Genomic DNA, 3181 nt, shown 5'->3' with positions numbered 1-3181 from the left:
TTAATCGCGATCGCAAGTTGGTCGGTTACAGCGTGCAGCAGTTCGACTTCCCAATCTCTCCAAGGTCTGGGTGCAGAACTCTGGCAACAACTCAGGATACCAATGGTACCCGATCGAGTTTGAATGGGCAGCACCAAGATAGAGGCGAAGCCCATCGAACGAAGAAATTTACGCCACAGGCGATCGCTAGCGTATGCCACGCTTCGTGGCTCCTGGCTTGGCTGAGCTGCGCTTCGCGGCTTCTGGCTCAGTTTCTCGATATCATCTATCCGCAGCATTTCCAGGTTCAAAAGTTTTTGCCCCATCGATCCGACAGCAGCAATCGGGTAATAACCTCTGAGATCGGAAAGCTCCGAATTGCGAGCTTCCTTAACAATTGCCCAACCGGGTTCCTCTCTGTCAGGGTAATACCAGGCAAAATGACACCGCTCAATCTGCAACAAATTGCGGATCTCTTGCACGGTTGTTTCCAAAACTTTGTCTAAGTTAAGACTGTTACGGATTTGGCTAGCGAGACGGTTGAGCAAGTTTTCCCGCCTTGCTTGCTCTCTTAGTCGCGCCTCACTTTCGCGCAGTGCTTCTTCTGCCTGTCGGCGATCGGTGATATCCGTAATCATCGCAAAGGCTCCAGCATAATTCCCTGCTGAGTCGAAGATGGGAGAGGTCGAAACAATTGCCCATCGAAACGAGCCATCTTTGCGACATAATTTAAAATCAATCTTGGCCTCGATACCTTGGCGGCGAAGCTCGACTTGGCGAGCCGCGATCGCTTTCCCTTCATCATCCATGAAATCAAATAGCGGCTTCCCCTGCATCTCCTCAATGCTGTAGCCAAGCATTTCTGCCAGTGTGCGATTGACAAAAATCGTCTTGCTTTCAGCGTCGATCACCCAAATTCCTTCTAAGGCAGTCTCAATAAAGTGACGATAACGCTCTTCAGATTCTCGTAGCGCCTCCTCAGCAGCTTTACGCTCGGTGATATCCCGCGAGACGCCGACTAGACCTATGACATTTCCACAAGGATCGCGCAAAACGCTTTTTGTAGAGAGATAAATCTTGGTGATTCCCATGATGGTGACAACTTCCTCAACCATTTCCGGTTCACCCGATGTCATAACGCGGCGGTCAGTTTCGTTTATCTGACGGGCAATCTCAGGCGGCAACAACTCAGTATTATCCTTGCCAATAATTTCCTCCACCTGCCGATTGAAAATCGTGCCAAAACCTGAATTCGCCATCACCACCCGGTATTGTAGATCCTTGACAAAGATGGCATCGGGTGTTCCTTCAATAACTGCCTGCAAGAGGCGATAGCTTTGTTCGAGCGCCAGCTCGGTACGCTGGCGCTCTAGCATTTCTTCCTGCAATTGCTCGTTGGCTTTCCTCAGTTCAGCCGTCCGCTCTTCGACCCTGATTTCTAGCTCAGCCTTTGCCTTTTTTAAGGCTTGCTCTGCCTGGTGACGCTCGGTAATGTCAATCCCCGTACCGATGATGTACTTGACCCCACCAGAGGAGTCAAGCAGCGCCGTATTCGACCAAGCAATCAAACGGCGATCGCGATCGCGCGTTAACCAATAGTTGTCATACTGGTTTGGAAACTGACCCGCTTGAAGATTTTTGAAGACCGCTTTGACAGATTCCACTTCTTCTGGCAGCAGAAATAAATCCCAGAATGGTCTGCCTTTGACTTCCTCCGCCGAGTAAGCAGTGGTTTGCTGGCAAGCTTGATTAAAAACGACAATTCGCCCCTGGGTATCGAGAACCACTACCAAAGTTGCTGCTGTATCTAGAACAGCGGCGACGAAGTTGCGCTCGTCCGGCAACACTTCCTCGGCGTTGAAGGTTACACGACTTTCTGACATATTTTTTGAGATGCTTATTCAGAATTTGTTGATTCTACATGATGGTGCTATTGGTTCAGATTCTTCAGCTACAAAAATTTGGATTAAAACTGTTTAACCAAGACTTGTGTTTGTGGGAAGCAAATTACAGCAGGCGAATCTTAATTTGACTTGGCTAGAACCGATTTCGCAGACAAACCTGACTGCTTAATCGGAAGGTAAATTGCAAATTCTGTTCCTTCATCCATCTGGGAACTCACCATAATTTTTCCATGATGCTTTTCCATAATTTGATAGGAAATCGAAAGTCCTAAGCCAGTTCCCTTCCCGACATCTTTAGTTGTGAAAAACGGGTCAAATATTTTCTCTAGAATTGGTTGTGGGATTCCAGAACCATTATCCCGAATTCTCACGATTATCTGATTTTTTCCTAATACTTGGCTAGAAATAACAATTTGTTTATCTTCCCGCTCTTTCTGAGCCAGCAGTGCATCAATCGCATTACTCAGGATATTCATAAATACTTGATTGAGCTGTGCAGGATAACACTCAACAAGAGGTAACTTGCCATAGTGTTTAATCACATTAATCTCTTTTTTGAGACGGTTATTTAAAATTAACAGCGTATTGTCCATGCCTTCGTGGAGATCAACGGCTTTCATCTCCGCTTCATCAAGACGCGAGAAGTTCCGTAAGGATAAGACTAGCTCGCGAATTCGCTGCGTCCCTATCTTCATAGAAGACAGCATTTTGGGTAGGTCTTGAGCGATAAATTCTAGGTCAATTTTCTCTACAAAACTCTGAATTTTAGGCGCGGGATTAGAATATTGTTGCTGATAAAGTTTCACTAAGTTAAGTAAGTCTTGAACGTAGTCGTTCGTGTGTTGCAGATTGCCGTGGATAAAGTTAACCGGGTTATTAAATTCGTGGGCAATGCCAGCAACCATCTGACCGAGGCTGGACATTTTTTCGGCTTGAATCAGCTGAGTTTGAGTTTCTTTGAGTTCTTGCAATGTTTGTTCCAGTTGCAAGGCTTTATCTTGGGCAAGATGGGCGGAATTACTAGCGTCGGCGTAGAGTTCAGCTTGGTTAATTGCGATCGCCATCTGATTAGCGATCGCGCAAAGCAATGCCACATCGGCATCCGTCCAAGGTTTTGCTTCTTGGATGCGATTACAAATTATTAAGCCAATCCTACCGAATTGTGTTTGAAGTGGTAGCCCTAACACAGAAGCCGCACCCGTTGTCAATAACAGCTGCTGTAACGGCAGATCGTTGTTTAGAGTCTTGACATCATCGACGCGAACAATTTCTTGGCGCAGGATTTTCTCAGTAAATGC

2 protein-coding genes are annotated in these 3181 nt (G+C 46.5%); both read right to left on the bottom strand.

What is annotated here, in order from left to right; translation table 11 throughout:
* A partial coding sequence (locus tag H6F50_RS05670; protein ID WP_190427280.1) for a PAS domain S-box protein occupies positions 1 to 1862 on the bottom strand: 1862 nt, incomplete at its 3' end.
* 140 nt (positions 1863 to 2002) lie between these two features.
* Positions 2003 to 3181: ATP-binding protein (locus H6F50_RS05665; RefSeq protein WP_190427277.1), on the bottom strand; the 1179-nt coding region annotated here is incomplete at its 5' end.

This window comes from Coleofasciculus sp. FACHB-712 (genome assembly GCF_014695635.1).
GTDB lineage: Bacteria > Cyanobacteriota > Cyanobacteriia > Cyanobacteriales > FACHB-T130 > FACHB-T130.
The sequence above is the reverse complement of the archived record's forward strand: the minus strand, read 5'-3'. Positions and strand labels throughout refer to the sequence as shown.